General features: G+C 64.4%; 22 protein-coding genes and 1 tRNA gene. 11 read left to right on the forward strand and 12 right to left on the reverse strand.

All coding sequences use genetic code 11. The features are described from left to right. Nucleotides 1–606, reverse strand: a complete 606-nt coding sequence (gene leuD, locus EN862_RS24350; protein WP_041009887.1) for a 3-isopropylmalate dehydratase small subunit — start codon at nt 604–606, stop codon at nt 1–3. 182 nt (nt 607–788) lie between these two features. On the opposite strand from leuD, the gene EN862_RS24355 reads away from it, so the two are divergent. The 5 genes from EN862_RS24355 to EN862_RS24375 all read left to right on the forward strand — a co-directional run bounded on the left by EN862_RS24355 (nt 789) and on the right by EN862_RS24375 (nt 3433). Further along, nucleotides 789–1214, forward strand: coding sequence for a GNAT family N-acetyltransferase (locus EN862_RS24355; protein ID WP_127866078.1), 426 nt, complete (start codon nt 789–791; stop codon nt 1212–1214). 98 nt (nt 1215–1312) lie between these two features. Beyond that, nucleotides 1313–1633 (forward strand): metalloregulator ArsR/SmtB family transcription factor, encoded by a 321-nt coding sequence (locus tag EN862_RS24360; protein WP_127866079.1) that lies wholly within the window; start codon nt 1313–1315, stop codon nt 1631–1633. Next, nucleotides 1630–2079: an SRPBCC family protein gene (locus EN862_RS24365; protein ID WP_127866080.1), complete on the forward strand. Its 450-nt coding sequence runs from the start codon at nt 1630–1632 to the stop codon at nt 2077–2079. The genes EN862_RS24360 and EN862_RS24365 overlap by 4 nt, the downstream gene beginning before the upstream one ends. 44 nt (nt 2080–2123) lie before the next feature. Next, nucleotides 2124–2609: an SRPBCC domain-containing protein gene (locus tag EN862_RS24370; RefSeq protein ID WP_127866081.1), complete on the forward strand. Its 486-nt coding sequence runs from the start codon at nt 2124–2126 to the stop codon at nt 2607–2609. A gap of 44 nt (nt 2610–2653) precedes the next feature. Then, on the forward strand, nt 2654–3433 hold the full coding sequence (locus tag EN862_RS24375) for a DUF72 domain-containing protein (protein ID WP_127866082.1): 780 nt from the start codon (nt 2654–2656) through the stop codon (nt 3431–3433). Here the strand turns inward: EN862_RS24375 and EN862_RS24380 are convergent. From EN862_RS24380 to EN862_RS24395, 4 genes are all read right to left on the reverse strand, one after another. Next, complete coding sequence (locus EN862_RS24380; RefSeq protein ID WP_127866083.1) at nt 3382–4548, reverse strand: FAD-binding oxidoreductase; 1167 nt, start codon at nt 4546–4548, stop codon at nt 3382–3384. The genes EN862_RS24375 and EN862_RS24380 overlap by 52 nt on opposite strands. 81 nt (nt 4549–4629) lie before the next feature. Further along, complete coding sequence (locus EN862_RS24385; RefSeq protein ID WP_127866084.1) at nt 4630–6201, reverse strand: HAMP domain-containing sensor histidine kinase; 1572 nt, start codon at nt 6199–6201, stop codon at nt 4630–4632. Beyond that, complete coding sequence (locus EN862_RS24390; RefSeq protein ID WP_127866085.1) at nt 6189–6887, reverse strand: response regulator transcription factor; 699 nt, start codon at nt 6885–6887, stop codon at nt 6189–6191. Before EN862_RS24390 ends, EN862_RS24385 begins: the two co-directional genes overlap by 13 nt. Nucleotides 6888–6890: 3 nt before the next feature. Then, nucleotides 6891–8555, reverse strand: a complete 1665-nt coding sequence (locus tag EN862_RS24395; protein WP_348632085.1) for a DUF4173 domain-containing protein — start codon at nt 8553–8555, stop codon at nt 6891–6893. A 419-nt stretch (nt 8556–8974) separates the two neighbouring features. Here EN862_RS24395 and EN862_RS24400 point away from each other — a divergent pair, with 419 nt between their 5' ends. After that, nucleotides 8975–9853 (forward strand): CoA ester lyase, encoded by an 879-nt coding sequence (locus EN862_RS24400; RefSeq protein ID WP_127866086.1) that lies wholly within the window; start codon nt 8975–8977, stop codon nt 9851–9853. Between the two features lie 92 nt (nt 9854–9945). Continuing rightward, a complete protein-coding gene (locus tag EN862_RS24405) occupies nt 9946–10152 on the forward strand; it encodes a DUF1737 domain-containing protein (RefSeq protein WP_042645368.1) in 207 nt (68 codons plus the stop codon). Nucleotides 10153–10405: 253 nt separating this feature from the next. Here the strand turns inward: EN862_RS24405 and EN862_RS24410 are convergent, their stop codons facing one another. Then, the gene (locus EN862_RS24410; protein WP_042645389.1) at nt 10406–10843 is read right to left on the reverse strand and encodes a metallopeptidase family protein; all 438 of its coding nucleotides are present in this window, start codon (nt 10841–10843) and stop codon (nt 10406–10408) included. 183 nt (nt 10844–11026) lie between these two features. Between EN862_RS24410 and EN862_RS36985 the strand changes: the two genes are divergently transcribed. Genes EN862_RS36985 through EN862_RS24425 form a run of 3 tightly spaced genes read left to right on the forward strand, consistent with a single transcriptional unit; the run spans nt 11027 to nt 16795 of the window. Further along, on the forward strand, nt 11027–12034 hold the full coding sequence (locus EN862_RS36985) for a hypothetical protein (RefSeq protein WP_127866087.1): 1008 nt from the start codon (nt 11027–11029) through the stop codon (nt 12032–12034). Beyond that, nucleotides 11976–13466, forward strand: coding sequence for a DUF6504 family protein (locus tag EN862_RS24420; RefSeq protein WP_127866088.1), 1491 nt, complete (start codon nt 11976–11978; stop codon nt 13464–13466). The genes EN862_RS36985 and EN862_RS24420 overlap by 59 nt, the downstream gene beginning before the upstream one ends. Then, nucleotides 13463–16795 carry an error-prone DNA polymerase gene (locus EN862_RS24425; protein ID WP_127866089.1) on the forward strand — a complete coding sequence of 1111 codons (3333 nt, stop codon included), beginning with the start codon at nt 13463–13465 and terminating at the stop codon, nt 16793–16795. Before EN862_RS24420 ends, EN862_RS24425 begins: the two co-directional genes overlap by 4 nt. Before the next feature lie 268 nt (nt 16796–17063). Here the strand turns inward: EN862_RS24425 and EN862_RS24435 are convergent, their stop codons facing one another. From EN862_RS24435 to EN862_RS24450, 4 genes are all read right to left on the reverse strand, one after another. Continuing rightward, nucleotides 17064–17309 (reverse strand): Trm112 family protein, encoded by a 246-nt coding sequence (locus EN862_RS24435; RefSeq protein ID WP_127866090.1) that lies wholly within the window; start codon nt 17307–17309, stop codon nt 17064–17066. Nucleotides 17310–17333: 24 nt separating this feature from the next. Continuing rightward, nucleotides 17334–18005 carry an LON peptidase substrate-binding domain-containing protein gene (locus EN862_RS24440; protein ID WP_127866091.1) on the reverse strand — a complete coding sequence of 224 codons (672 nt, stop codon included), beginning with the start codon at nt 18003–18005 and terminating at the stop codon, nt 17334–17336. Between the two features lie 281 nt (nt 18006–18286). After that, nucleotides 18287–19279, reverse strand: coding sequence for a thioredoxin (gene trxA / locus EN862_RS24445; RefSeq protein WP_127866344.1), 993 nt, complete (start codon nt 19277–19279; stop codon nt 18287–18289). Between the two features lie 85 nt (nt 19280–19364). Next, on the reverse strand, nt 19365–19865 hold the full coding sequence (locus EN862_RS24450) for a prolyl-tRNA synthetase associated domain-containing protein (RefSeq protein ID WP_127866092.1): 501 nt from the start codon (nt 19863–19865) through the stop codon (nt 19365–19367). Between the two features lie 262 nt (nt 19866–20127). On the opposite strand from EN862_RS24450, the gene EN862_RS24455 reads away from it, so the two are divergent. Beyond that, nucleotides 20128–20202, forward strand: a tRNA-Gly gene (locus tag EN862_RS24455). Between the two features lie 563 nt (nt 20203–20765). Here EN862_RS24455 and EN862_RS24460 read toward each other — a convergent pair. Both EN862_RS24460 and EN862_RS24465 read right to left on the reverse strand, forming a co-directional pair. Next, nucleotides 20766–21227 carry a hypothetical protein gene (locus EN862_RS24460; protein ID WP_127866093.1) on the reverse strand — a complete coding sequence of 154 codons (462 nt, stop codon included), beginning with the start codon at nt 21225–21227 and terminating at the stop codon, nt 20766–20768. Nucleotides 21228–21272: 45 nt separating this feature from the next. Continuing rightward, nucleotides 21273–23168 carry a choice-of-anchor X domain-containing protein gene (locus tag EN862_RS24465; protein ID WP_127866094.1) on the reverse strand — a complete coding sequence of 632 codons (1896 nt, stop codon included), beginning with the start codon at nt 23166–23168 and terminating at the stop codon, nt 21273–21275. Nucleotides 23169–23382: the final 214 nt, after the last annotated feature.

Below are 23382 nucleotides of genomic sequence, written 5' to 3' on the forward strand. Positions count from 1 at the left end.
TCAGGCCCAGGGGCGCAGCTCGGCGTTCCGCTTCTCGAAGGAAGCGATGGCGCCGGCCTTCTCCATGGTGAGCCCAATGTCGTCGAGGCCGTTGAGCAGGCAGTGGCGCTTGAAGTCGTCGAGGTCGAATTTGACCACGCCGCCGTCCGGCCCGCGGATTTCCTTGGCCTCGAGATCGATCGACAGCGTCGCGTTGGAACCGCGCGAGGCGTCGTCCATCAGCTTGTCGAGGTCTTCCGGGCTGACCGTGATCGGCAGGATGCCGTTCTTGAAGCAGTTGTTGTAGAAAATGTCGGCGAAAGAGGTCGAGATCACGCAACGGATGCCGAAATCGAGCAGCGCCCAGGGCGCATGCTCGCGGCTCGAGCCGCAGCCGAAATTGTCGCCGGCGACCAGGATCTGCGCCTTGCGGTAGGCCGGCTTGTTGAGCACGAAATCCGGGTTCTCCGAACCGTCCTCATTGTAGCGCATCTCGGCGAACAGGCCGGTGCCGAGCCCGGTGCGCTTGATCGTCTTGAGATAATCCTTCGGGATGATCATGTCGGTGTCGACATTGACGATCGGCATTGGCGCGGCGACGCCGGTGAGCTTGGTGAATTTATCCATGGGTACCTGCCCGTTTTCTTGGCTTGCGGGGATTTTGCGGGACGGTTTACACAAAGCCGGCAGCAAATGAAAGGCAACTGTTCGTGCACGGCGCTTGGGCCAATGGCGGGCATGGCTTGCGCACGGATCGGACACTTCAAAAGCGGCTTCGAAATCCCGGCCGGCTGGTGCAGTCTGTCGCCATGGCCGATCCTTCCAAAGTCCTTTACGCCAGCGAGCCCAGGCTCGACGTCGCCGAGTTCCGCCGCGTGCTGGTCGAATCCGGCCTCGGCGAAACGCGCCCGATCGATGACGAGGCCCGCCTGAAGACGATGCTCGACCACGCCAATTTGGTGCTGACGGCGCGTCTCGACAGAGAGGGCAAGCCGCTTGTCGGTGTCGCGCGCGGCGTCACCGACTTCTCCTGGGTCTGCTATATCTCCAAGCTCGCCGTGTCCGCTTCGGCGCAAGGGCTCGGCATCGGCAAGGGCCTGATGGACGAGGCGCGCCGCCAGCTCGGCCCTTCGGTCGCCATCAGCCTGATCTCGATGCCGGACGCCGTCGGCTTCTACGAGCGCATCGGCATGACACGCATGAGCGACGCCTTCTGGTTCTCCCGCAAGCGTTGACGCTCCCGCAAGCTGATGGCGCCGGTCCGCGCAGCCCGGCATCCGATCTTTTTGGCCTCACCGCTTGACATGCAACCAAATGGTTGCATATTAGAGCCATGAGCATGGATGCCGTCTTTCGCGCTTTGGCCGACCCGACCCGCCGGCAATTGCTGGACAGCCTCCACGCAAGGAACGGGCAGACGCTCAACGCGCTCTGCGAGCACATGGACATGACGCGCCAGGCGGTGACCAAGCACCTGGCGATCCTCGAGGAGGCGAACCTCGTCACCACCATGCGCCGCGGCCGCGAGAAGGAGCACTACCTCAACCCCGTTCCGATCAACGAGATCGCCGAGCGCTGGATCGGCAAGTTCGAGCGCCATCGGCTCAACGTATTGAGCGACCTGAAGCAACGCCTTGAAAGGGAAGAGCCGTGAGCGAGAACAGCTTCGTCTATGTCACCTATATCCGCACCACGCCTGAAAAGCTCTGGCAGGCGCTGACCGATCCGGAATTCAACCGGCAGTTCTTCCTCTGCTCCTATCAGGAGAGCGACTGGAAGGTCGGCTCGAGCTGGAAACTGATCTTCCCCGACGGGCGCGTCGCCGACTCGGGCGAGATCCTGGAGATCGATCCGCCCAAGCGGCTGGTGATCAAATGGCGCAATGAATGGCTGCCCGAGGTGAAGGAGGACGGCTACACGCGCTGCACCTTCACCATCGAGCCGGACGGCGAATTGATGAAGCTCGCCGTCGTGCACGAGGCCGACGGCCCGCACAGACTGATCCCCAACGTCTCCAAGGGCTGGCCGCTGGTGCTGGCGAGCCTCAAGAGTCTGCTCGAAACCGGCAAGGGTTTCGAGCGCCCTCCCTCGAAGGGCTGAACTTCATTCCGGATACGAGACAATTTCGCTGGGGGGTGCATGCGATGCTGCAACTGTCCTTGCCGCAAGCCATGGCGAACGCCGACACGGTGATGGCCTCGGCCGACCTTCCCGCCGCGCCGGACGAGGTCATCGCCGCACTGGTCACCCGGGAGGTCGAGCGCTGGTGGGGTTCGCCCGAAACCTATCGTATGATCGGATGGAACGCCGATCTTCGCGTCGGCGGAAGCTGGAGCGTCGTCGTGGAGACGGCCAACGGTCAACGTCTACCCGCCAGCGGCGAGTTTCTCGAAATCGAGATGCCGCGCCGCATCGTGCAGACACGGCGCTACGACTGGGACCATCCGGCGCTCGGCCGCAAGGAAACGACAGTGGCTTACCTGCTCGAGCCGATCGCCGGCGGCACACGGCTGACCATCTGCCATGGCGGTTTCGCCGGCTTCCCGGACGCCGCGGCCGAACATGCCGAAGGCTGGGCGCGCGTGCTTGGGTGGCTGCAAGCCTATCTCGACGCGCGGCCGAGTGGCTGAAGCTCTCTCTTGACCCGCAATTGTACCTGTCCAGATTTTTGGACATGGAGAACAGAAGCTGTGTCGTGGGAACCGCCGGATGGAGCATACCAGCAGCGTATAAAGCTTCTTTCCCTGCCGCCGGCTCGCAGCTTGAACGCTACGCCACGCGGCTTTCGATCGTGGAAATCAATTCGTCCTTTTATAAAACGCATCGGGGAGAAACCTTTGAGCGCTGGGCGGGCTCGGTTCCGGGCCATTTTCGCTTTTCCGCAAAACTTCCCAAAACCATGACGCATGAGCGCCGCCTGCAAGGCTGCAATGATCTTCTAGATATTTTTCTAGGTCAGATCGAAGGGCTCGGCGCCAAGCTTTCGGTGCTCCTGGTTCAACTGCCGCCCAGCCTGCAATTCGAGGCCCAAACCGCCGAGAACTTCTTCGCCTCCCTGCGTGCGAAGACCGATCGACGCCTGGTCTGCGAACCGCGTCACCCCAGCTGGTTCGAACCCGAAGCCGAGGCCTTGCTGAGCCGCTTTCAGGTTGGGCGCGTTGCGGCCGACCCCGCTCCCGTACCTGCCGCCGCTATGCCCGGCGGCTGGCGCGAGCTCGCCTACTTCCGTTTCCATGGCGCGCCGCGCATCTATTATTCAGACTACGAGGCCGATCAGCTTCTGGAAATCGGCAGGCAGCTTGCCGAAGCCAGTGCGTCGGCCGCCGAAGTGTGGTGCATCTTCGACAACACGGCACGGGGCCATGCCCTCGGCAATGCGCTTTCGGTCGATGCGGCCGTCCGTCAAATGACGTTCAGCTCCCGGAACGCCCTTCCTTCCGCCACCCGCGCGTAGCCGAACGCCGAGCAGTCGATCGTCCGGTAGCCGCCATGCACGACAAGCTCGGCGATCGACTTGCCGACCGCCGGCGCCTGCTGCAGGCCATGGCCGGAAAAACCGTTGGCGAACAGGAAGTTTGCGACCTCCGGATGCGGCCCGATCACCCCGTTCTGGTCGAGCGTGTTGTAGTCGTAGTGCCCGACCCAGGCGCGCGTCGGCTTGATCGCCTCGAAAGCCGGGATGCGGGTGGCCAGAACCGGCCAGATCACCTCTTCGAACAGCGGCCAGTTGACCTCAAAATCCTTGGGATCGGGCGCGATATCGCCTTCCTCCGGCTCGGCGCCGCCGGTGAGATAGACCGAGCCTTCCGGCCGCACATAGATGCCCGACGGATCGACCAGCAGCGGCATGTCTGCATATTTCTCGCGCGCCTCGAAGACGAACACGTTGCGCTTGCGCGGCTCGACCGGCAGCTCGAGCCCGGCGAATGCCGCGACCCTGCCGGCGTTCGGCCCCGCGGCGTTGACGACGGTACCGGCTTCGAGCGTCTCGCCATTGTCGAGCGACACAGCGGTGACGCGGTTGCCCTCGCGCCCGATGCCGGTAGCGGAAGCCGTGATGAAATCGATCTTCCTGTCGCGCAGCGCCTTGCGGAACAGCGTCAACAGCGCATGCGCGTCGAACCAGCCCTCGCCGCTGCGGCCATAGGCGCCGGCGGAAATGCCTTCGACCGACAGCCACGGGAAGCGGCGCGCCAGCTGCCCGGCATCCTCGAACGCGATATCGGCGCCCTCGGCGACCTGCGTCTCGTGATTGGCCTTGAGGATCGGCAGCCCGGCCTCGCCGGCAAGGATGAGATAGCCGCCTTCGCGGAATCCGATATCGGCGTCGGCGCCGAACGTCTCCTTCAGCCGCCGGAACAGTTTCAGCGTGAACTGCGACAGCCGGATGTTTTCAGGGATGGAGAATTGCTGGCGGATCGAGGCGCAGGACAAGGTCGTCGCCGCGTGGGAGAATTGCGGATCGCGCTCGATCAGGGCGATGGAGCCGGTAAAGCCTTCCTCCCGCAAATGATAGGCGACCGAGGACCCGACGATGGCTCCGCCGATGATGACGATGTCGTAGCGCACTTTTTTCTCCGATCAGAGCAATTCCAGGAAAAGTGTGTAGCGGTTTTCCGTACGGAATTGCGTAGCAAGCCACCCCGGTTCTCAGACGACCGGCAGATTGATCTCGAAGCGCGTGCCGCGCTCGGTGTCAACCAGCCTGATCGTGCCATCATGCGCTTTTAGGAGGGCCAGCACGATGCCGAGCCCCACGCCGGTGCCGCCGGTCTCGCGCCGCGTGGTGAAGAACGGCTCGAAGATCTTGGCCCGGTTGGCGGCCGAGATGCCGGCACCGTCGTCGCCTATCTGGATCGACGCGCGCTCGCCGTCGGCCGAGGCATGGATCGCCACCTGCCGGGCGCCGTGTCTCGCCGAATTGTCGATGAGGTTGGCGAGCACGATGCCGAGATTCTCGGCCGAGATGCCGAGCCTGATATCGCCGCCGGCTTCGAGCCGCGTCTCCAGCCTGGTGTCGACCGGCAAGGATGCCAGCGCCGCATGGAGCGTCGTGCTCTCGCCGCTCGGCTCCAGGTTCTCAGCGCGCGCCAGGTCGAGCAGCCGGCGCACCAGCAGATTGAGCCGCCCGGCATCGGTGACGATGTTGTTGGAGAAGCGCTTGCGCTCGGCCTCGTCCATCGCGCCGCCGGAATCGCGCAGCAGCTCGGCCGCGCCCTGGATCGCCGTCAGCGGCGACTTCAGCTCATGCGAGACATGAGTGGCGAAGGTCTGGATGGAGTCGGAGCGCGCCTGCAGCTTGGTCGCCATGTCGAGGAAGGCCGTCGACAGCGCCGCCATCTCGCGCGTGCCGTGATGGGCGAGCGGCCTGATTGCGTCGCGATCGCCGGCGGCGATGCGTTTCGTCCGCTCGATCAGCGCATAGATCGGCCGGCTGACGGTGCGGATGAACACCAGCGCGATCAAGAGCGTGCCGCCGAGTATCGCGATGGCCGCCAACGTCACCTTGCCGCGCTCGCCATAGAGATGCTTGACGATGTTGTTCGGCGTCCGCGACAGGTAGACGACGCCCGCGACCCGGCCGTCGAGCTCGACCGGCATGGCGACGAAGACGCGCACCCTGGTGCCCCGGCTCACCGAATAAAGCGGCGGCGGCGGCTGGTCGGGGATGCGCAGCCTGAGCTCGCTGGCATAGGCGCCGGAAAGCGCGGCGCGCACCTCCTCGACTCCGCCGAGCGACTCACCGATCTCGTCGCCGCCGGCAATCACCACGCCGCGCGGGTCGAGCAGGCGGAAGCCGGCGAGCGTCGTCTTCTGCGTTTCGTCGAGAATGCCGGAGAGCTTTGCGCCGATCGCCGCGAAAGCGGGATCGGCGGCGGCCGGAGCCGCCGCCGGCCGCATCGGCATCACGTCGTCCGAGGCGAGATCGAGGCGGGGCTCGATCGGTTCATAGGGATAGTTGTTGTCCCGCGCCGGATCGGCCGAGATCGGCGAACCCAGCCTGTCCTGGGAAATGCCGGCGGCGCGCACCTCCTTTGCATAGACGGCGGCAACGACCGCTCCTTGCGCAATCAGCTCGCCCTCGGTCTGCCGGATCAGCTGGTTCTCATAGAGCCGGAAGAAGAACAGCCCGACCAGCGGCAGCGCCATGACCACGATCAGGATGGCGATGACGACGGTGGCGAGCCGCGGCCGCCACCTTTCCTTGCTCAACCACCGCATCGGCCGAGCCGGAAGCCGACGCCATGCACCGTCGCGATCGCATCGGCGCAGCCGACCGCCGCCAGCTTGGCCCGCACATTGCGGATGTGGCTGTCGACCGTGCGCTCCGAGACATGGATGTTGGAGGCATAGGCATTGGCCATCACCGCGTCGCGGCCAAGCACGTGAAGCGGGCGGGCGAGAAAGCCTTTCAGGATGGCGAACTCGATCGCCGTCAGGGTGAGCGGCTTGCCGTCGAAACTCGCCGCATGGCTTGCCGGCACGAGCATGAGCTTGCCATGCGCGAATTCCCGCTCGTCCGCTGCTTCCTCGACCGGCGCCGGACGCGCGCGCCGCAGGATGACGTTGACGCGGGCGACCAGCTCGCGCGGGCTGAACGGCTTGGTCACATAATCGTCGCCGCCCATTTCCAGCCCAAGGATGCGGTCGATTTCCTCATCCCGCGCGGACAGGAACAGCACCGGCACGTCGGATTTTTGCCTGAGCCGCCGGCAGACCTCCAGCCCGTCCATCTCCGGCATGCCGATATCGAGCACGATGAGATCGGGCGCGCGCCGCTCGACCGCCTGGAGCGCTGCGGCGCCGTCGGCGACGGCGGCCGTCCTCATGCCGGCCTTTTCCAGGGCGAAGCAGATGATCTCGCGGATATGCGGATCGTCGTCGGCGACGAGGATGTTGTGCGGCATCGGTCAATAGCCCGGCGGGTAAGCTTGGGTGACGGCAGGATTGGCAAGCGAGCCGCGTTTGTCGAGATAGCGCAAAAGCCTCCAGTCGCGAAAGCTCCAGGCCCGCCAGTGGTTCAGGACAGCGCGATACGCGCCTTCGTCGACAGGGCGTATCCCCAAGAATTGGCGAAAGGCCGGATTTTCGGCAGTTGTCGGGCCTTGGTGATCGATGAAACGGTCGAGGGCAGGAAATGCGCCCGCGCCAAGCGAACGGACATACCAGATGTCGAAGGGAACGCCCTGTCCGGTCATTTCACGGGAATGGTCGACATTGTAGTTGGCGATCAGCGCTGCAAAATTGACGAAACAGCAGGCATAAGGCGTCCCCGAAAGCGTCAGAAGATTGGCGGAGAGCAGCCATTCGCCGGATTTTTGAAGCGCGATGCGGGCAATGATCAGCGCCAGCCCCGCCGCCACCAGCCCCATCCAGATGAAGGCCGCGACGCGCAGATAGGTGAGCGCGTAGGCGCCGATATAGAGGTCGAGCCGCAGCATCGAGGAGATCACCAGCACGATGTTCTGCGCCACCCAGAGATAGACCAGCCGGCGGATCAGCGGATCGCGCGACGTCTCGCTGCCCGAGCGCAGCGCCACCAGCACGAAGCCGGCGGCAAGCAGCGCGGTGGCGACCAGCGGATAGGCGCCGCGATGTGCGTAATTTGCGTAGGTCAGCCCATCGGGAAGAGCTGCGCCGCCCCATAGATAGGTGCCGTCGAGGATCGTCTGCACGGCAAACAGCGCGTTGAAGACGATCAGCGCGCGCAGGACGGCGGCCTTGCCGAAGAGGACGTCCTCGGCGGAAGTCCTCGTCCGCCTTGCCGCGGGCGCGGCAGGCAGGATGCGCCTGAGACGAGAGACAAAGCGCGGCAGGCGGGGCCGCAGAAAGGCCCAGACGCCGGCCAGCACGATGAGCCAGAAGATCAGTCGCGCGACCTCGATTTTCTCGAGCAGCGCATAAAGATCGATCAGCGACAGCCAGTGCTCAATGATTGGATTGGCGGCGCCGAACAGCGCCAGGAAGACGATGCCGAGCGTCAGCGGCATGACCCAGACGGCGATGGCCGCCAGCCGGATGCGCCGCTGCCCGAGTCGGCGCGCCACCTTGCGCCAGCGGAAGAAGTCGCGCGCGAAGCGGAAAGGGGTGGCAAGCAGGAACAGGCCAAGCTGCCGCGCGATGCATGCAGGCCTCGTCCGCAGCCGGCCGGCCAGCGACAGCGCAAAGATCGCAAGTGCTGCAACCGCGACCAGCACCGAAAGTGGGCTGACATTTTCGACCAGCGGCAAAAGTGCCGCGAACAATGCGGCTGGTTTGATCCACACCCGGGCATCGTTCAGCGCGGTCGGATGCATGGCGACAACCGCGGCCGCAAGCACTATGGCGAAGATGAAGACGGTGATGCCGGCTGGCTGGCCGTAGAAAAGGAAATCGGCCAGCGCCACCAGTAGCGCGGCGGCGCCGACGCGGCGGCAGTAGCTCGGGACAGGCGACGTCTTCATTGCCGGCGCCGTGGTGGTGATCGTCGTCATCGCCGCGCCTTCCTGGCTGCTGTTCTGCCGGCGCATGCCAGCCGTGGTCTGAAGGGAAGCACCGTCGCCGGGGCGCGCCGCCCTTGCGACTCGACGAGCCACCAGCCTTCGTCGCGGAGCCGGCGCGGCAGGGACCAGCGATATGTGTGACGCATTCGCATGACGCCGGTTTCGCCGGCCCGTGCGGAAAGCGCGCGGCGGATTGGAGGAGGTTTTCCGCAAGGGTTTGCAGTTTTCGTGCAGGCGGATCGCCTTAGGCGGAATAATCGCATAGGGCGCTCCCCCTCTCCGTCTCGGCTTCGCCGAGCCACCTCTCCCCCGCTCTGGCGGGGGCGAGGAACCCAGGCTTGCAAAGGCCGCGCCATCGACGGTTAGGGTTTCCTCGCCCCCACAAGGTGGGGGAGAGGTGGCTCGGCGCGCAGCGTCGAGACGGAGAGGGGGCTAGCGCTGCCCTATGCGATTGTCCTGCCCCTCGAGGGACTCGCCTTGCCTCCCTCGCCATCACCCGGCATAGATCGGCCATGACCGTCGACATCTACCGCCCGCGCCGCTCGGTGCTTTACATCCCCGCCTCAAACGACAAGGCGCTCGCCAAGATCGGCTCGCTTGCCTGCGATGCCGTCATCATCGATCTGGAGGATGCCGTCCTGCCCGCCGACAAGAAAGCCGCGCGCGACAAGGTCGCCGGCATCCTGGCCGACCGCGAAAAACGCTGCGAGATGGTGGTGCGCATCAACCCTTTGGCCAGCGAATGGGGCGCCGACGATCTTCTGACTGTCGCCAAGGCTGAGCCCGACGGCATTCTTCTGCCCAAGATCGGCACGCCGCGCGACATCTTGGAGGCCGGCGACCTGCTCGACGACAATTTCGCGCCGGACAGCGTGAAACTATGGGCGATGGTCGAGACGCCCAAGGCGCTGCTCAACATCGGCACCATCGCCGAGCTTGGCCGCGATCCGGCGTCGCGCCTTGCTTGTTTCGTTGCCGGAACGAACGACCTGGTGAAGGCGACCGGCATTTTGGCGACGCCCGACCGGCGCTATCTCATGCCCTGGTTAATGCAGCTGGTGCTCGCGGCGCGGGCCGGCGGGCTCGACGTGATCGACGGCGTCGCCAATGATTTTCGCGACCTCGATGCTTTTGCCGGCGAATGCTCGGAAGCCGCCGCCATGGGCTTTGACGGCAAGTCGCTGATCCACCCGGCTCAGATCGAGCCGGCGAACCGCGCCTTTTCGCCGTCGGCGGAAGCGCTTGCCAGGGCTCGCGCGATCCGGGATGCGTTCGCGCGGCCCGAAAATGCCGGCCAGGGCGTCATCGCGCTGGACGGCCGCATGGTCGAGCGGCTGCATCTGGCGGAGGCTGAGAAACTTCTGGCGAAGGCCGCGATCATCGGCGCATGATGCGCAGGGCTGATGCATGTCGCCCAAAAGTGCGCGGCGGTTTTGGTAAAACGACATGCATGAGCTGAGACAATCACGATCAGAGACGAAAAATGAAACTCTACCGCTTCCTGTCCGGTCCGGACGATGCCACCTTCTGTCACAAGGTCACCGCCGCGCTGAACAAGGGCTGGCACCTGTTCGGCTCGCCGACCTACGCCTATGACAAGAAGACCAAGTCGATGCGCTGCGGCCAGGCCGTGGTGAAGGATGTCGAAGGCCAGGAATACACGGCCGACACCAAGCTCAGCGACTGGTAGGAAGAAGGGGCGGCGACCGTCCGACTTCGTCATCCTAGGGCGGAGCGACGCGAAGCGGAGCGCAGACCCTAGGATCCATGCCGTTACCTGAGGCGAAAAGCGCAGCGGGTCAGAATGTAGGGGATGTTTGCGGTGTCGGGCGGGAATCGTTCCGTTCGTCACCGCGGGTTTGGTGTTGATGGAACGGCATGGATCCTAGGGTCTACGCGCGTCGCTTCGCTCCTTGCTTCGCCCTAGGATGACGGGGTGCGCCTTAGCCCGCCGCCGCCTGCTCGGCGGCCTCCTCGATCCGCTCCATGTCATCGTCCGACAGGCCGAAATGGTGGCCGATCTCGTGGATCAGCACATGGGTGACGATGTCGCCCAGCGTCTCCTCGTTCTCGGCCCAGTAATCGAGGATGGCGCGGCGGTAGAGCGTGACGCGGTTCGGTCCCTCGCCGGTCTGCGGGTTCCAGCGCTCGGCGATGCCGCGTCCCTCGAACAGGCCGAGCAGGTCGAAGGGCGTCTCCAGCGACAGGTCGTCCATGATCTCGTCGGTCGGGAATTCGGCGATCTGGATGACGATCTCGCCGGTGAGCTGGCGGAACTCGTCCGGCAGATGGGCATAGGCCTCCAGCGCCATAAGCTCCAGCTCGTCCATCGACGGCGAGAGCTGATCGTGCCAGGTACGTGTCTTGTAGATGCGGGCCATGGAATGTCCTTTGATCCCGGCATATAGGCTTTCGCGCCGATAGAGGCAAATGAGCCGGCTGGCCGTGCGCTTTCAGGGTAAAAGGCGAAGGAATAAATTCCTTCTGACTCTGCTTGACTCTTCCGGGCGCCTCTGGAATCTATAAGAACATAACAGGAACAATTGCTGCCGGAAGTGAACGTCATGGCGATGAGCGCCGTGGCGCGGGAAACTGTTTTTGCCCTGCGCCGCCAGATCGCAAAGATCGAGGGAACGCTGCCCGAGCGCCTGCAGGCGCCGGCGCCTGGCGCGCCTCTCGATGCTGCCAGGTTGGACATGACGCTTGTCCGGCGCGGCCTTGCCGTGGCTTCGGCGGACGCCTTTCTGCGCACCGGCATCGAGGGCCTCGACACTGCCCTTGGCGGTGGCCTACCCAGGGCGGCGCTCAGCGAAATCCATGGCCTGGAGACCCGCGATGCCGGCGCCGTCGCCGGCTTCGCGCTCTCGCTGGTAAGCCTGATCCTCAAGGAGAAGCAGGGCCTGCCGATGCTCTGGGTCGGCACATCGGAGATCTTCCACGAGGCTGGCCTGCCCTATGCCAGGGGCCTTCATGCCCTGTTCGGCATCGAGCCGGAACAGTTGCTGTTTTCCGAGGCCCCGAAACTGCTCGACGCGCTGTGGATCGCCGAGGAGGCCGCCCGCATGACCGCCTTCGCCGCGGTCATCCTCGAAATCCGCGGCAGCCCGCGACTTCTCGACCTCACCGCCACGCGCCGGCTGCATGCGCGGGCCCAGAACGCCGGCCGTCCGCTGCTTTTGCTGCGCCAGGCCGGCGAGGCCGATCCAACCGCCGCCCCGGTGCGCCTCATCGTCTCGGCGGCATCTTCGGCAAGCCGCGAGACGGTCGCCGGGCCGCTCGCCGGCTCGATCGGCCGCCCCGCCTTCAAAGTAGATATCGGCAAGAGCCGCACGGCCCTGCCCGGACAATTCACACTGGAGTGGAACCCAAATGAGCACGCTTTTGCGGAAAGAACAGAGAATCCTGTCGCTGTGGTTCCCGCATCTCAGCGCGGAGCGGATCCTGCGCCAGCGCCTGGGGCGGTCCTGGCGTTCCCGGCCATCGGATCACCTGCCTCCATCTCACCCACCATTGGTGATCAGCCATCGCGACAACAACACCCAGCGCATCGCAGCCCTCGACGAGCGGGCTGAGGCGCTCAAGCTGAAGCGCGGCATGGGCATTGCCGATGCCCGCGCCATGCATCCCATGATCGATGTGGTCGAGGCCGACCCGGAAGCCGACCGCCGCCTGCTCGAAGGCCTTGCCGACTGGTGCGATCGTTACACGCCGCTGGTGGCGATCGACGCCGAGGACGGGCTGTTCCTCGACGTCACCGGCTGCACGCATCTCTTCGGCGGCGAGCGCGCCATGCAGGATGAGATCCTCACCCGCTTCTTCCAGCAGGGTTTCGATGTCCGCGCCGGCCTTGCGTCGACCCCCGGCGCCGCCTGGGCGGCGGCGCGCTTCCACGGTAACCGCATCGTGGCCGGCGGCGAGGAGGAGGCGCTGCTTTCGCCCCTGCCGCTTTCGGCGCTGCGCATCGCGCCGGAGACCCGCGCCAGCCTGGAGAGCGTGGGCCTGCGCACCGCCGGCGCGGTGATGGCGGCACCCCGCGCGCCGCTCGCACGCCGCTTCGGCGCCACTCTGCTTCTGCGCCTCGACCAGGCGCTCGGCCGCCTCGACGAGGCCGTCTCGCCGCGCCTTCCCGTCGCACCGCTCTCGGTCGAGCGCCATCTTGCCGAGCCGGTCATGCTCACCGACGACATCGAGCGGCTGGTGAGCCGGCTGGCGATCGCCTTGAAGACCGACCTTGAGCGCCGCGGCGAAGGCGCAAGGACGCTGGCGCTGCTTCTCTTTCGCGTCGACGGCGCCGTCAGCCGCATCGCCGTCGGCACCTCGCGCCCGATGCGCGAGCCACGGCTGATCCAAAGACTGTTCCATGAGCGGCTTGCCGCGCTGGAGCAGAACATCGATGCCGGCTTCGGCTTCGACCTCGTGCGACTCTCCGTGCTGTCGGCCGCCGCCTTCGATCTGGTTCAGGGCGACCTCACCGGCGAGACGGACGACGATGATGCCGACATCGCGCTGTTCGCCGACCGCGTCCGCGCCCGCCTCGGCGAGGCCGCCGTGCTGAAGCCGGTGGTCGTCGAGAGCCATCTGCCGGAGCGCGCCGTCAAGAGCGTGCCTTTCGCCGAAGCGCCGCAAAGGCGCGCGCCGGCGGCCGGGCGGGCGGCGCCACCCCGAACAGCCCCGCCGATGACCATCTATCCGCCGGAGCGGCCGGTGCGCCTGTTCCGCTCGCCGGAGCCGATCGAGGTGCCGGCGACCGAGATCCCGGAGGGTCCGCCGATGAATTTCCGCTGGCGGCGCGCGCTTTACCGCGTCGCCCGCGCCGAGGGGCCGGAACGCATCGCCGCCGAATGGTGGCGGCAATTGCCCGGCGAGGAAGAGGCGCCGACCCGCGACTATTACCGCATCGAGGACAGCGAGGGGCGCCGCTACTGGCTCTACCGCCATGGGCTTTACAGCAGCGCCGCGCAGGCCGCGCCACCACGCTGGTATATGCATGGGGTGTTCGCATGAACGCGCTGACCGCCATCCCCTATGCAGAGTTCGGCATAAGCTCGAATTTCTCCTTCCTGCGCGGCGCCTCCAAGCCCGAGGAGCTGGTGGTCACGGCAAAATTCTACGGGTTTTCGTCGATCGGGCTTGCCGACAGGAACACCGTGGCCGGCGTCGTGCGCGCCTGGCAGCAGGCCAAGGTGGAGAAGATGCCCTATCATCCCGGCTGCCGCCTGGTGTTCGGCGACGGCACGCCGGACATTCTCGCCTATCCCCGCGACCGCCAGGGCTGGGGGCATCTCTGCCGCATGCTCACACAAGCCAATCTGCGCGACGAGACCGAGAAGGGCGCGACATTGCTCAAGCTCGACGACCTGCTCGAATGGGGCGATCGGATGTCGCTGGCGATCCTGCCCAATCTGTCCGGCGGCGCGGAAGAGAATCTGGAATTTATTAGCCGGCTTAAAGATCGCTTCGGCGCAGCGCTCCGATTGGCCGTGGCGCCGGATTATGGTGGCAATGACCGCTTCCGCATCGAGCAGGCGGCGGCGATGGCCGACCATGCGCGTATCCCGATGATGGCGACCAACGACGTGCTCTATCATGCCGCCGACCGCCGCCCGCTGCAGGACGTGCTGACCGCGATCCGCCTCAACACGCCGGTTTGCGAGGTCGGGCTGGAGCTGACCGCCAATGCCGAGCGCCATCTGAAGCCGCCGCTGGAGATGGCGCGCCTTTTCCGCCGTCACCCTGAAGCGCTGGCCGAGACGCTGCGCTTCGCCGACGAATTGACCTTTTCGCTCAGCGACCTCGAATACAACTATCCGGACGAGCCGACAGAATCCGGCCTCGGGCCGCAGGCCGAGCTCGAACGCCTGGCCCGGGAGGGCGCGATCAGGCGCTATCCGGCCGGCGTTCCCGAGTATGTGCTGGAACGCATCGACAGCGAGCTTGCGCTGATCGAGCGCCTGAACTATGCGCGCTATTTCCTGACCGTCCACGACATCGTCAAATTCGCCCGCAGCAAGGACATTCTTTGCCAGGGCCGCGGCTCGGCCGCCAATTCGGTCATCTGCTTCTGCATCGGCATCACCGAGGTCGGCCCCGAGCGCATCGACACACTCTTCGAGCGCTTCATCTCGGAGGAGCGCAACGAGCCGCCCGACATCGACGTCGACTTCGAGCATGAAAGGCGCGACGAGGTCATCGCCTATATTTACGACAAATACAGCGCCAAGCGCACGGCGCTTGCCGCCGCCGTCATCAGCTATCGCGGCCGCTCCGCTCTGCGCGAGGTGGCCAAGGCCATGGGCCTGTCGGAGGACGTGCGAAGCGCGCTGTCCAGCACCATCTGGGGCTGGTCGACCTCCGAGCTCGGCGAAAGGGAAGCCAATGCCGGCGGCCTCGACCGCACCGATCCGCTGTCGCGGCAAGTGCTGGAGCGCGCCAACGAGATCATGGGCTTCCCCCGCCACCTCTCCCAGCATGTCGGCGGCTTCGTCATCACCCGCGACCGGCTCGACGAAGTCGTGCCCATCGTCAAGACGGCGATGGAGGAGCGCAAGATGGTCGAGTGGGACAAGGACGACCTCGACGCCGTGAAGATCCTCAAGGTCGACGTGCTGGCGCTCGGCATGCTGACCTGCCTGAAGCGCGCCTTCACCTTGCTCACCGACCATTATCCGCAAGCGCGGGATCCTTTTGGACGGCCTTACGTGCTCGCCACCCTTCCCGAAGAGCACGAGGACGTCTACGCCATGATCCAGAGGGCCGACACGCTCGGCGTCTTCCAGATCGAGTCGCGCGCGCAGATGTCGATGCTGCCGCGTCTCAAGCCGGAAAATTTCTACGACCTCGTCATCGAGGTGGCGATCGTGCGTCCAGGCCCGATCCAGGGCGACATGGTGCATCCCTATCTGCGCCGGCGGCAGGGCAAGGAGGCGGTCCATTACCCCAGCCTGGAGCTCAAGAAAATCCTCGGCAAGACGCTGGGCGTGCCGCTGTTCCAGGAACAGGCGATGAAGATCGCCATCGTCGCCGGCGGCTTCCGGCCGGGCGAGGCCGACGAGCTGCGCCGCGCCATGGCGACCTTCAAGCGCACCGGCACGATCGGCAATTACCGCCAGCGCATGATCGACGGCATGGTCGGCAATGGCTACGACAAGGACTTCGCCGAGCGCTGCTTCAAGCAGATCGAGGGTTTTGGCGAATATGGCTTTCCTGAAAGCCATGCCGCCTCCTTCGCGCTGCTGGTCTATGCTTCCTGCTGGTTCAAGACCTTCTTTCCCGACGTCTTCTGCGCCGCGATCCTGAACGCGCAGCCGATGGGTTTCTACCAGCCGGCGCAGCTGGTACGCGACGCGCGCGACCATGGCGTTGAAATACGCGAAGTCGACATCAACCATTCCGTCTGGGACTGCACGCTGGAGGCCACCGCCTTCGATCCGTCCCGCATCCTCGAGCGCCACGCCTCGATGCGCGGCGTCATCGAGACGGCGCATGCGGTGCGCCTCGGCTTCCGCCAAATCAAGGGCCTGTCCGAGGAACGCATGAAAGCCGTCGTCGCGCAGCGCGGCGCCGGCTATCGATCGGTCAGGGATGTCTGGCTGCGCTCAGGTCTCGATGTCGGCGAGATCGAAAGACTGGCTGAGGCCGACGCGTTCCGCTCGATCGGCCTCGACCGCCGTGCCGCGCTCTGGGAGGTGCGGGCCCTCGACGGCAGGAGCGCCGCCGAGAAGCTGCCGCTGTTCGACCAGCCTTCGCTTCGCCTGCGCGAGCTGGAGCCGGAAACGAAACTGCCGAGAATGCCGCTCGGCGAGCATGTCGTGCATGATTACCGCGCGCTCGGCCTGTCGCTGAAGGAGCACCCCGTCGCCTTCCTGCGCGAACGGCTGACCCGCGCCGGCGTCACCCCCAACGCCCATCTGCCGTCGGTGCGCGACGGCCGCCGCGTCTCCGTCGCCGGCCTTGTGCTGGTGCGCCAGCGGCCGGGGAAGGGGAACGCCATCTTCGTCACGCTGGAGGACGAAAAATCCATCGCCAACGTCATTATCTGGCCACGCGTCTTCGACCGCTTCCGCCCGGTGGTCATGGGCGCCCGCTTCATCCGCGTCACCGGCAAGCTGCAGCACGAATCAAACGTCATCCACATTGTCGCCGACCGGATCGAGGATTTGACTCCGTGGCTAAGCGTGCTGCTGGAGTCCGCCAATAGTCCAGCCATCGAGCACAATCCCGCCGAGCGGCCGGTTGGATCCGCCGCAAGCCGTGGCCTGCCGGTCCGCCAGGATCTTGAAGCCCTGTCGGGTGCCGCACAACAGGTCATGCCCAAGGGACGGAATTTTCAGTAGGACGACACGGGGAAGACTCCCGACTGCGTGTGCCGTCACGATGCACAACTTCAATGTCGGCGGGACAGCGCCCCCCTCTGTCCTGCCGGACATCTCCCCCACGAGGGGGGAGATCAGATGTCACGCCGGCTTTCGCCAATCGGCAACGTTGCAGGATACGCGGGGCGCCGAAGCTGCCAATCTCCCCCCAAGTGGGGGAGATGTCCGGCAGGACAGAGGGGGGCGCGAAGGATCGCCAACCTACGTCGCGCTGCGCCTATGAGCCCGCTCACGACGGCCCGCCGAGCCGCGGCGAGGGCGGCGCCAGCATATCCTCGGCCGAGATCGTGCGCGCCTCCGAAGGCAGCATGATCGGGATGCCGTCACGCACCGGATAGGCGAGCTTGGCCACGCGCGAAACCAGCTCGCTGCGCTCCGGATCCCAGGTCAGCGGTCCCTTGGTCAGCGGGCAGGCCAGCAATTCAAGCAGCTTCGGGTCGACCTCGGCTTTTCGAGCGTCACGTCCGTCCGCCATGAGCCCATCCCCCGTACCGGCAAACTATTGTAAACTGGAGCCAAACTCATCATCCTCGCGCGCCAGCGTCATTTCGGTGATGGCGATCAGCGTCTCGGCGCGCGTCTTCAGGTCCGGCGCTTCCAGCAGCGCCTGCTTCTCGGCCGGGCCGTAGGGCGCCATCATCGACAACGCGTTGACCAATATGCCGTTTTCGGCGCGGCTGACGCTTTCCCAGTCGGCTTCGAGGTCGTTGGCCTGCAGATAGGCGCGAAACGCCTTGAGCAGCGCCGGCCTGTCGACCTCGGCGGCGGCCGGGTCTTCCTCGAGGTCGGCCAGGAACGGCATGATCTTGCACTGCCGGAACGGCGCCTTTGCCGCGAGCTCCTGCACGATGCGGAACCGGCACACGCCCTGCAGCGAGATCAGGTAGCGGCCGTCGCCCGTCTCGGCCAGAGAGATGATGCGCCCGGCGCAGCCGACGCTGCACAGCTCCGGCTCGCCGTCATCGCGCAAGGCGCCGTCGAGGCTGGGCTGGATCATGCCGATCAGCCGCGAGCCGGCCATCGCCTGGTCGATCATCTGCAGATAGCGCGGCTCGAAGATGTTGAGCGGCATGCGGCCGCCGGGCAGCAGCAGCGCGCCGGCGAGCGGAAACACCGGGATCGCCGGCGGCAGATCCTTGGCCAGCCGGTAGAGTGCGTTACCGACGCGCACCGCAACCCTCCCAAAGCAATGCCGGCAACCCCATCGATCCGCGATCTCCTCTCAGCCCGGCAAACTCGTCTCGAATGACAGCGACCCGTCAGACAGCCTTTATCTGGCGCTGATGCCCCACTGCTCAAGCCTGCCGGCCACGATAGCCGGCAAAAACTTCACAGCAATTCCAGGAAAGCGCCTAGCGGTCACGTTGGGCGACTTCGCCGTAGCGTTCCGTCCGGAATTGCACAAAACAAACCTAGAGAGGTTCGACGATTCTGAAAATCGCCGAAACCGCTCTACGAGAACAGCAGCGACGACAGCTTGCGGCGTGCCGCCAGCGTCGCCTCATCGGTCATGCCCCAGGCCTCGAACAACTTCAGCAGCTGCGCCCTGGCGCCGTCGTCGCTCCAGGTCCGGTCGGCCTTGACGATCGCCAACAGATTGTCGGCGGCCGCATTGCGATCGCCGCGCGCGTTCTGGATCATCGCCAGGTCGAAGCGCGCCTGATGGTCGGCAGGATTGGCGGCGAGCCGGCGCTCGAGTTCGGCCGGATTGCCGAGCGCGGCCGCTTCCGCCGCCAGCGTCATCCTGGTACGCAGCGCCGCGAGCGCCGGCGCGTCCTTCTTGTCCTCGGGCGCGCGGGCAAGCACCGCCTCGGCGCCTTCCGTGTCGCCGGCGTCGAACAGGATTTCGCCCAAGCCGGCGATCGCCTCCAGCGTCTCCGGCGCCTGCTCCAGGATCGCATCATAGATGTCGGCCGCGGTCTGCACGTCGCCGGCCGTGCGCGCCTCGGCGGCAGCGGCCAGCGCGTCGGCGATCTGCGGCGCGCCGCCGCCCTTGCCGCCGACCTTCTGGATGAACTGGTTGACCTGGCTTTCGGGAATGGCGCCCATGAAGCCGTCGACCGGCTGGCCGTCCTTGAAGGCGATGACCGCGGGGATCGACTGGATGCCGAGCTGGCCGGCGATCGAAGGATGATCGTCGATGTTCATCTTGACCAGCTTGACCTTGCCGCCGGCCGCCTTGACCGCCTTTTCCAGCTGCGGCGTCAGCTGCTTGCAGGGCCCGCACCACGGCGCCCAGAAATCGACCAGCACCGGCTGGCGCCGCGATTCCTGGATGACATCGGCTGCGAAAGTCGCGGTGGTGGTGTCCTTGATCAGGTCGGCCGCCGCCGGCGCCTCGCCCAGCGAAACCTTGGGGCGGTCGCCGCCGCCATATTGCACCGTCTGGGCGTACTGGCCGCCATTGCCGCCGAACGCGCCGCTATACGGATTGTTGTCGCTCATCATGTCGCCCTTTCGGTCGCGCTTTCAGGCGCGTCATTATCGGATTTTGGAACCGCCTTTTCATGTGGCGATCAAGCCTCGACTTTCAAGATTGTGAGACTTTCAGGATAACAGGATCATGGCCGGTTGCCTCGACGAATCTGATCAGATCGGCGGCGGCGATCGAGGTCGTCGCCTCATTGGTCAGCGGGTGGCCGTTGATGACGTCGTGGCTCATCAATTCCTGGTCGAGCACAACCTTCACCTTCCCTTCCGTGTCGTTGATCAGGCCGAAAACCGTGACCGCGCCGGGGATGACGCCGAGCAGCTCCATCAGCATCTCGGGCTTGCCGAAGGAAACCCGGCTGGCGGCGCCGATCAGGTGATGGATCTGCTTCAGGTCGACGACGGCTTCCTCGCCGACGGTGACGAGGAAATAATTGTCCTTCTTGTCCTTGAGGAACAGGTTCTTGGTGTGGCCGCCGTGAATCTCGCCGCGCAAGGACTGCGAATCGGCGACGGTGAACAGCGGCGGATGCCTGACCGTCGAGACGGAAATGCCGAGATCGGCAAGAAATTCGTTCAGCTCGGCTTCGGTCTTCGGCATCGGTCCTCGCGCGGTCGAATAGGGCTCATGCCGTTTACGGCCAACGATGCCATCGGGGCAAGGCCGCGGGGGAAATTCCGGGAAGGGCGCGCGGAAGCTTCGGGCGGGGATTGGCAATCGCCCCGCTTCCGCGCCGTTTCGACGCTTTCGAGGCGGATCTCGCCGCACGAACAAAATCACTCCAAAAAGACCGTCATTTCCCTGTTGCAATCGCCGCGCTCTTCGGCCATATAAGCGCGGCTTGCGGCCCGAGGCCGCGCGAGCGGGTGTAGCTCAGGGGTAGAGCACAACCTTGCCAAGGTTGGGGTCGGGCGTTCGAATCGCCTCACCCGCTCCAAATCTCTTTTGATTTGACAAGCACAAAGGGCCCGGGAAACCGGGCCTTTTTGCTATCTGGCGCCGGGGATCGCCAAGGGAAATAGCGCCTAGAGTAATTTCAGGAAAGTGTGAGCGGTTTTCCGTTCAGAAATTGCGTAAAAACAAAGAGATAGAGCGGATCGCCGTTTCCGTGAAACGGTGAAACGCTCTAGGCTGGGACTCCCCCGCCTAGCGCGGCTAAGCTCCGCATTTTGAGGAGCCGGGACGGCGACCTCCAGGCTTGAGGGCAATGCTGCGAGAGGAGCCGCACCGCGACACACGTCAGCGGCAGCGGGTTAGCAGCATGATGCCTATTGACATGCTCGCTCCAGCCTCTTGTCACCGTCCGGCTCGCTTGGATCAAACAATATGCTGCCAAGAACTGCACATACGGCTTGAGATAATTAACCGATAGCGGCCGCCAGTGTGAAGGGCGACCTCTACCGACCTTTCTCATATCAAGCCGCGCTTTGCCAGCGCGCCTTCTAGTGTCGGACCCTGCCCAACCGGAGGACAGATACCTTGATGGCTTAGGGGCTCTCGTCAGCGGCAGCGCGTGAGCAACATGATCCCGAACAGGAATTCGCATGCGCTTAATATTTCAGGCGGCGTTCCGCCACCATACAACGAGACGACCGCCTTTACGTATTCCTCCAAATAGCCAGGATTAATCGGAGGGTCGCCTACATGCTGGTCCGGTATAACCATGTTGTGCTTGCCAAAGTTAACTGACGGTCTTTTTCGCTCATCCTCATCTACTTGTACCTTGCAATTAGTCGAGGAGATTGGCTCATCTACTGGTGGGTTGCTCGTCAATTGGTAAATAATATGGTTTGACCCTCCATAACTCGAGTATTTCTGAAGCAAGTCAGACCGCTTCTTATCGGAGGCTTTCAAAAAAGTAGTAAGATCAGCTAGTAAATGTTTGGTAACGTTTCTGTACCCGTCCTTACTTGGAATAGCTGCAGTCGTGTCGTTTCCTTCAAAGATCTTGAGTTTTGCCATTTGCTTTCTCCCCTGGATGAAAAGTTTATTTGTTAGGATCCGCCGTCAGTGGACGAACGGCAGCCGCTGAAACGCCAGCAGCTCGAAGCAGGAGCGAGCGAGCAGGTCGGTCATGGCTCTCTTGCGCTCGGTCAGATCTTCATAGTGGTGCGCGCCGCCGCCCGCCGGGACGGTGACGTCCTCACCTACCAGGAACTTCGAGAGCTGCGCGACCTCGTTTGTCTCGCGTTTGCCTTCGCTGCCGATATGGGTGAAGTGTGTTCCAGTCTCACCGGTGTGGCATCCGTTGCAGGTGGCGAGCGAAAACTTGCGGCGCGTTTCGTACGGGTTGGCGAGAGTGGCGAGATTTCGAGCAAACCAGAAGAAGCCGCTCAACTGGGTATTGGACGCGGCTCCTAGGAACGGGTCGAGGGCGCTCGGAAAGTGTTCTGGAACGGCAAGGTGGTCGTTGAGAATGTCGCCTTCGTTGGCGGCGAGATAGCTCTGCAGAGTAGTGCTCCCGTTGAAATGATCGTCCGGCGTCTGTTTCACCGTGACGAGACCTAACAAGCCGCTTTTCCGAAGGCGGAACTCGCGCCACTGCCACCCGAGACCGAACATGGTCTCATTGGTTCTCAATTGATTAAGCGCGCTCATGTTGGGGACCTGGCTCGGGTTCGATCCGTGATCAGTGAAGGCGCGGGTGATGGACACGAGCGCTTGATTGTAGTCGACCGCGCTGTCGAGATCCTTCCAGCGCTGCTGCCACGCCTTGACCTCCGTGCATGAGCCGGTAGCGATGCCGTACTCGAAGATAATGGTAAAACTGATCGGGGTGCATGAGGGCGGTGTGGTCGGCTCCTGGTTGACCAAACCGAACACCAAACGCCCCTCGCCGGCGCTGCCGGCGCCAACGACGTTATCAGCAAGGTCGGGGCGATTGATGATGGCGAGAAGCCGTGCTGGGAAGTAGTCGATGTTAAGCGCCCCGCCCGACAATCGCTGCCAGGTGTCGATCACGTCCTGCAGGTGCAGGTTGCGCTTGGGAACGGTCAAGCCGTTGGCCTTCTGTGGGGACTCCCAAGTCGACAACCAGCGAAGAGCAAACTCCTCGGGTGTGAAGCCACTGCCGTAGGCCAACTCGCGCACCAAGTGGCCAAAACTCCACGCACCCCCGGGCGAACCTAGGCCGCTGCAGGCATCGAAGCTGCGCTTGCGATCTTCGACTACCTCCTTTGCCGTTATCATCAGCGAGCGGTTGTAGTCGATGGCGATGGGTGGCGACAGGGGTGGAAACGTCTCGAAGATCGGGAAGTCGAAGAGATAATCGACCTTTAACCTGCGGCTCTGCAGCGCGTCGAACCGGGGTCCCGGCAAGCGAAGGAAGGGGGTCTTAGCGGAATCTATGCCAATCTCCCGCGCAGCAATCATAGGGTCTCGCTTGGCCACTAGACCCGATGCTTGCGCTGCCTGCTCGCGCGCGCCGGCCAGCGTCGCCGGCATGGTGCGCTCCGCGTCGTTGACCACGTCCGTCGCTGAGACGATGTCGCGCGGCCCCCGCCGTATCAGTCCGGTTCGGCCCTGACCACGCAGAACCTCGATTGTCGCCTGGAGGTCGGCCCGCCGCGTTTCAAACGCGCTGGTAGCGTCAAACTTAAGCAGCGCGGTGAATACGCCGTCGCCTCCTTCTCGATCCGGCCCGGCACCATCGTCGCGAAACGTAACGGTCCCGTCCTCCATCGCGACGGAGAACTCCGTGAGTGTCGTCGGGCCGGCGGTCGCGATCTCGCCCAGCACAATCCCGGGCTCCGGCGTTAGGAACATACGTAGCTCGACGATATTATCCACCGGCATCTCGGCCGACCCGACGTTGCTCTCCTGAACATGGCCGGCGATTGCCGTCGACAACAACAATAGTGGCGACAGGAACAAAGCACGCTGTAGCGCTGACACCTGAAACATAGTTGTTCTCTATGCAGCTTCTCGACCAGATAGTCGTGCTGGTTGTAGGTCTTCCGCAGGCACGGCTTGGCATCGCCGAACACGGCGTCGCGAACTTCCCGGTTGAAGTCGAGAAGCGCTAGTCGAGCTGCGCAGGTCACCCGAAAATCGTCGATGCAGTAATGCTAGGCGCCCCATGGTATTCCCCTAGCCATACTTTAGCATGAACTTATCA

Origin of the sequence: Mesorhizobium sp. M2E.F.Ca.ET.219.01.1.1 (assembly GCF_004016445.2) — a bacterium.
Classification (GTDB): Bacteria; Pseudomonadota; Alphaproteobacteria; order Rhizobiales; family Rhizobiaceae; genus Mesorhizobium.